Source organism: Sphingomonas sp., assembly GCF_042096255.1.
GTDB lineage: Bacteria > Pseudomonadota > Alphaproteobacteria > Sphingomonadales > Sphingomonadaceae > Sphingomonas.
In genome coordinates this window covers 1-6,068 of sequence record NZ_JBELLZ010000139.1, presented here as the reverse complement: position 1 = coordinate 6,068, position 6,068 = coordinate 1, and the positions used below count along the sequence as shown (strand labels likewise).

Genomic DNA, 6,068 nt, shown 5'->3' with positions numbered 1-6,068 from the left:
AGGGGAGGAACAGTCTGATGGGGATGCAGCTTCCCTCGCAGCGCTCGGGCGGGCGCAAGGCGCCGATGGCGGAGATCAACGTCACGCCTTTGGTGGACGTGATGCTGGTGCTGCTGATCATCTTCATGGTCACCGCGCCTTTGCTCACCGCCGGCGTGCCGGTGAACCTGCCCGACAGCCGCGCCAAGCCGCTCGACCAGGAGGAGGAGCCGGTCGAGATCTCGATCGACGATCAGGGCCGTATCTTCATCGCCAAGGATGAGGTGTCGGAAGGCGTGCTCGCCGGCCGGCTCGACCAGATCGCCACCCGCGCGCCCGCCGGCAAGCCGCCGCAGGTGTTCCTGCGTGCCGACACCGCGCTCGATTACGGCAAGGTGATGCGCGTGATGGGCGAGCTCAACCGCGCCGGCCTCAACAAGGTCGCGCTGGTGACGGTGGACGACAGCGAGTGAGTCGATCCTTCATTTCATGTGCCCCCGCGAAGGCGGGCGCCCAGGCTGGGTCCTCGCCTTCGCGGGGGCACACAGAACGCTGATGGATCGCGCGGAGAAGATCGGGCTGGGCGTAGCCGGGGCAGGGCATCTGATCCTGTTCGGGCTGCTGTCGATCGGCTTCCTGGCGACGCCGAATCCCGAGAAGCTCAAGATTACACCCGTCGAGATCAGCCTCGCCAAGGATGTGGCGCTGGAGCAGACCTCGCCCGCGCCCGCCGAGGAGCCCGCGCAATCGGTCGCGCCCGAGGAGGGGCTGCCAGAGGACGCGCCGCCGCCGGCCGAGCCGCAGCCAGAGCCTGCACCCGCCCCGCCCGAGCCCGCCCCGCCGCAGCCGGCGCCCCGGCCCGCGCCGCCCAAGCCGGCACCCAAGCCAAACCCGCCGCCCAAGCCCGCGCCGGTCTCGCGCCCCAAGCCGCCCAAGCCTGCAGCCGCGAAGCCCGCGGCCAAGCCGGCGCCCGAGAAGCCGACCCGCAGCGCCTCCGCCAAGCCGGCCAAGCCTACCCCAGCCAAGCCCGCCGCCGCGTCGAAGGGCAGCGGCAGGACCGAGAACGCCAAGGCGGACAAGCCGCGCGGCAGCCGGCTCGGGCCTGATTTTCTCAAGGGGCTCAGCCCCGAGCCATCGACCAGCCGCAATCCGAACCCGCCCGGCAAGGTCGGCGCGCAGGCGGCGGCGAACATCGCCTCGGCGATCCAGCGCCAGATTCAGCCCTGCGCCAATCGCCAGGTGACGCCCGGCCCCGGCGCGGAGCGGATTCGCGTCGCGATCAACCTGCGCATCAACCGCGACGGCTCGCTCGCCGGCCGGCCGACCGTGCGCGGCCATACCGGTGTCGACGACCAGAACGAGCGCTATGTCGCACGCGTCGACGATCTCGCCATCGCCGCCTTCGTCGGCTGCGCGCCGTTGACCGGCCTGCCGCCCGAACTCTACGACGTTCCGGGCGGTTGGCGGAACTTCACCCTTCGCTACAAGCTTCCCGGCTGAGGACCTCTGCCATGACCCGCTCGCCCCTTTCTGTCGCGCTCGCCTTGCTGCTGAGCTCCGCCGCGATCGCGCAGGAGGCGCCGCCTGCGCCGGCCCCCGCGCCGGCTGACCAAGCCGCCGTTCCGGCCGCGGCGCCCTCCGACGAGCTGGTGGTGGACGTCACCGGTGGCGTCTCCGCGCCGCTGCCGATCGCCATTCCCGCCATGCCCGCGGTGCAGGTGGTGCAGACCCCCGCCGGCTCCACCGACGCACTCGGCCGCCAGCTCGGCGACATCATCACCAACGATCTCAAGGGATCGGGGCTGTTCACCCCGCTCGATCCGTCGCGGCTGCGCCCGGTGTCCTTCCCCGAGGTGACGCAGCCCGCCTTCGATTATTGGGGCGGCACCGGCGTGCAGGCGCTGGTGCAGGGTTACATCCGCGCCAATGGCGATGGCACGCTGACGGTGGGCTGCTACCTCTACGACGTGTCCGCGCGGACCGAACTGGTCCGTCAGGGCTTCGTGGTGCCGCCTGCCGACTGGCGCCGCGCCGCGCACAAATGCGCCGACACCGTCTACACGCGGCTGACCGGCGAGGGGCCGTATTTCGACAGCCGCGTCGCTTATGTCTCGGAGACCGGGCCCAAGGCGAAGCGGATCAAGCGCCTCGCGATCATGGACCAGGACGGCGCCAACCATCGCTTCCTCACCAACGGCCAGTCGATCGTGCTGACGCCGCGGTTCGCGCCGAACCAGCAGTCGATCGTGTACATGAGCTATCTCGGCCGCATCCCCTCGATCTATGTCTATGACATCGGCTCGGGGCGGCAGCGGCTGGTCGTGCAGAATGTCGCCACCACCTTCGCGCCGCGCTTCTCGCCCGACGGCCGCTGGATTCTGTTCTCGATGGCGACCGGCGGCAACACCGACCTCTATCGCGTGTCGAGTCAGGGCGGCGCCCCGCAGCGCCTCACCAACGGACCGGGCATCGATACGGGTGGAAGCTATTCACCGGACGGCAGCCGCATCGTCTTCGAGAGCGACCGCTCGGGCGGGCAGCAGCTCTACGTGATGAACGCGGACGGATCGAACCAGCAGAGGATCAGCTTCGGCGGGGGGCGTTATGCCACGCCGGTGTGGAGCCCGCGCGGCGACCTGATCGCCTTCACCCGCCTGTCCGGCGCCTTCCGCATCGGCGTGATGAGCCCGAGCGGCGGCGGCGAGCGGCTGCTCACCAATGCCTGGCAGGACGAGGGGCCCAGCTGGGCGCCCAACGGCCGCGTGCTGATGTTCTATCGCGCCGGCCGCGGCAGCGCCGGCAAGGCGGACCTGTGGCAGGTGGACCTCACCGGCCAGGTGGCGCGGCGTGTGCCGACGCCGCTCGATGGTTCCGATCCGGGCTGGGGTCCGCTTCGGCCGTAAAGATGCTATTCGGGGCGAACGGGGCAGATTCTCTCAAGGAGACCAAGATGGCCAGCAAGACCACCACCATCCTTCTCGGCATTGCGCTCGTCGCGACTGCCGCCTGCTCGAAGAAGCGGCCCGAGGTGCTGCCGCCGCCGCCGGGCGAAGCCCCTGCGGCGCCGATTGGCAATGACGGCATGGGCGACGGCACCGTCCGTCCGGGCTCGGCCGAGGATTTCAAGCGCTCGGTTACCAGCGACACGGTGAACTTCGGCCTCGATATGTACGACATCGACGGCACCGCGCGCGGTATCCTCGACACCCAGGCCGATTGGCTCCAGCGCTATCCCAATGTCCGCATCACCATCGAGGGCCATTGCGACGAGCGCGGCACCCGCGAATACAACCTCGCTTTGGGCGACCGCCGCGCCAATTCGGCCAAGAATTACCTCGTCTCGCGCGGCATCGCCGCCTCGCGGATCACCACGATCAGCTACGGCAAGGAGCGCCCCGCCGCGCTCGGCTCGGACGAGGGAAGCTACGCGCAGAACCGCCGTGCGGTGACGGTGGTGATCGGCTGATCTGACTTAGTCACCCGCAAGCATGCGGGAGACTTGATCGCGCGGCGGCGTTCACCCGGGCATGAAGCCCGTCACGCCGCCGCCGATCCGTGAACCCGGAAGCCTGATCCTCGCCAAGGCGCATGCCTGGGTCAACGGCTTCTTCCTCCAGCTACCCAACATCATTGCGGCGATCGTCTTCCTGGTCGTCGCCTGGTTCGCCGCCAAGGGCGTGGCGGCGATGATCCGTAAGCTGGCGGACCGGCGCGACCGCTACGACCTGGGCGCGTTGCTCGGCTCGATCGCCTTCGGCGCGATCATGATCGCCGCGCTGCTGATGGCGGCGGCGATCGTCTTCCCTTCGGTAAAGCCCGGCGACGTGCTCGCCACGTTGGGCATCGGCTCGGTGGCGATCGGTTTCGCCTTCAAGGACATCCTCCAGAACCTGTTCGCCGGCCTGCTTTTGCTGATCCGCCGCCCGTTCCGCCGCGGCGACCAGATCGTCGTCAAGGACTATGAGGGCACGGTCGAGCATATCGAGAGCCGTGCGACGCTGCTGAAGACCTATGACGGCCGCCGCGTCATCATCCCCAACGCGGACCTCTACATCGCGCCGGTGGTGGTCAACACAGCCTTCCCGACCCGCCGCGAACAGCTCGACATAGGTATCGGCTATGGCGACGATGTCGCGCGTGCCTGCCAGGTGTTCACCGAGACGATGGCGGGAATCGACGGGATAGTTCCCGATCCCAAGCCGGAGACGCTCCCTTGGGGGCTCGACGCGAGCACCGTCACCCTGCGCGCGCGCTGGTGGACCGACTCGAAGCGCACCAATGTCGTCCACATCAAGGCGAGGGTGGTCGAGGCGATCGTCGCCGCCGCTAAGGCTCACGCGATCGATCTCGCCTATCCGACCACTCAGGTGCTGTTCCACGATCAGACCGAGGAAGTGGACGGCGACCGCACCCGGCAGCGCGAGGGCTGGCCGGCGGGTGACTCTCCTCCGGCTCCGCGCAGACGCTGAAATCGCGCGCTTGCTTGTTTCATCCCGCCGCGTCATGTTGCGGAAACTTTCGCTTGGCATCATGAGCGAAACAAAGGGAAGGGATGAACATGCGCACAATCACCATGTTTGTTGGCGCTGGCACGCTCGCCGCCGCCGCTAGTGCCGCTTATGTTGCCGATCATGCGACGGAAGCCCGCAGCGCTCCGGTCACCGTGGTCGCCGCGCCCGCAGCCGAGGCGAATGCCGCGCGTCGCGCGTCGGTCATCCCGTCCAGCGCCGCTCCGGTCCGCACCGCCGCACGCAAGCGGGCGGATAGCGGCACATGGTGGAAGCCTGCCGTTTCGGACACGTGGCAGTGGCAGCTCACCGGCCAGATCAACACCAGCTATGATGTCGCGATCTACGACCTCGACCTGTTCGACACCTCGGACGCGACGATCGCGCAGGTCCACGCCCGCGGATCGAAGCTGATCTGCTACTTCTCCGCCGGCTCGTCGGAGAATTGGCGCGACGATTTCAAGGAGTTCGAAACGAGCGATCTCGGCAAGCCGCTCGACGGCTGGGCCGGTGAGCGCTGGGTCGACACCCGCTCGCAGAACGTGCGCCGGATCATGGCCGAGCGACTCGACCTCGCCGCCGCGCGCGGGTGCGACGGCGTCGAGCCCGACAACATGGACGGCTATGCCAACAAGAACGGTCTCGGCCTCACCGCCGCCGACCAGCTCGACTACAACCGCTATCTCGCCACCGAGGCGCACCGCCGCGGCCTTGCCGTCGGCCTGAAGAACGACCTCGACCAGGTCCGCGCTTTGGTCGATTCTTTCGACTTCGCGGTCAATGAGCAATGCGCGCAATATCGCGAGTGCGCGATGCTCAAGCCGTTCACCGATGCGGGCAAGCCGGTGTTCAACGCCGAATATCTGGCGAAATACCGCACCAACCAGAACGGCGCGCGCGACACGCTCTGCGCCGCCTCGCGCGCGGCCAATATCCGCACCCTGGTGCTCCCGCTCAAGCTCAACGACAAATATCGCTTCAGCTGCGACAGCTGACGCAGGACGGCTCCGCGAAGAACATCCCTTTCTCCGTTCACCCTGAGCGAAGTCGAAGGGCAAGCGCCGCGCCCGCCAAAGTGCTTCGACTTCGCTCAGCACGAACGGGCAGAGGGAGGACCCGCCCTGCAACAGGAAAAAGCGGGCGCCCGCCGGGGTCGGTGCGGGCGCCCGCGGATCGCCGCGGCATGGGTGGGGAGGCCGCGGCGGAACGGGTCAGCGCGTCGCCGCAACCGGGGCCGGGGCCGGCTCAGCGGCGGCGGGGTCGGGCGCGAAGGCGAACAGGGTCAGGCAGAAGCCGACGAGGATCGCGAGATACGGGTTGGGGCGGTGCATGGCGGCGTGTCCGTGAAAGCGTTGGACACGCCCTGTCCTGCCCCTCGCCCGCTGTCGCGCGCCTCGCGACGATGCGCCCGACGCTGCGACCAGACCCGCCGCCGGCGCGACGAAATGGTCAGCCGGCCAGCGCCCAGCGGAACAGCCCCGCCATGCCCCGCACGCCGGTGCGGATCGCCGGCGCCGCGATCGGCGCCACCGCGCGGCCGTGCATCGCCTGCGCCCAGCCGGGCAGCAGATCGTGCCCCGC

General features: G+C 69.0%; 6 protein-coding genes. All 6 read left to right on the top strand.

From position 1 onward, the window contains the following. Nucleotides 1-17: 17 nt before the first annotated feature. A complete protein-coding gene (gene tolR / locus ACFDTH_RS16955) occupies nucleotides 18-452 on the top strand; it encodes a protein TolR (RefSeq protein ID WP_375288740.1) in 435 nt (144 codons plus the stop codon). A gap of 82 nt (nucleotides 453-534) precedes the next feature. Further along, complete coding sequence (locus ACFDTH_RS16950) at nucleotides 535-1,479, top strand: cell envelope biogenesis protein TolA (protein ID WP_375288739.1); 945 nt, start codon at nucleotides 535-537, stop codon at nucleotides 1,477-1,479. 11 nt (nucleotides 1,480-1,490) lie between these two features. Beyond that, entirely contained in the window at nucleotides 1,491-2,882 is a 1,392-nt protein-coding gene (gene tolB, locus ACFDTH_RS16945; protein WP_375288738.1) for a Tol-Pal system beta propeller repeat protein TolB, read from the top strand. 47 nt (nucleotides 2,883-2,929) lie between these two features. Beyond that, entirely contained in the window at nucleotides 2,930-3,445 is a 516-nt protein-coding gene (pal, locus tag ACFDTH_RS16940) for a peptidoglycan-associated lipoprotein Pal (protein ID WP_375288737.1), read from the top strand. Nucleotides 3,446-3,506: 61 nt separating this feature from the next. Beyond that, nucleotides 3,507-4,448 (top strand): mechanosensitive ion channel family protein, encoded by a 942-nt coding sequence (locus tag ACFDTH_RS16935; RefSeq protein WP_375288736.1) that lies wholly within the window; start codon nucleotides 3,507-3,509, stop codon nucleotides 4,446-4,448. An 83-nt stretch (nucleotides 4,449-4,531) separates the two neighbouring features. Next, nucleotides 4,532-5,482 (top strand): endo alpha-1,4 polygalactosaminidase, encoded by a 951-nt coding sequence (locus ACFDTH_RS16930; RefSeq protein ID WP_375288735.1) that lies wholly within the window; start codon nucleotides 4,532-4,534, stop codon nucleotides 5,480-5,482. The last annotated feature ends 586 nt before the right edge of the window (nucleotides 5,483-6,068 follow it).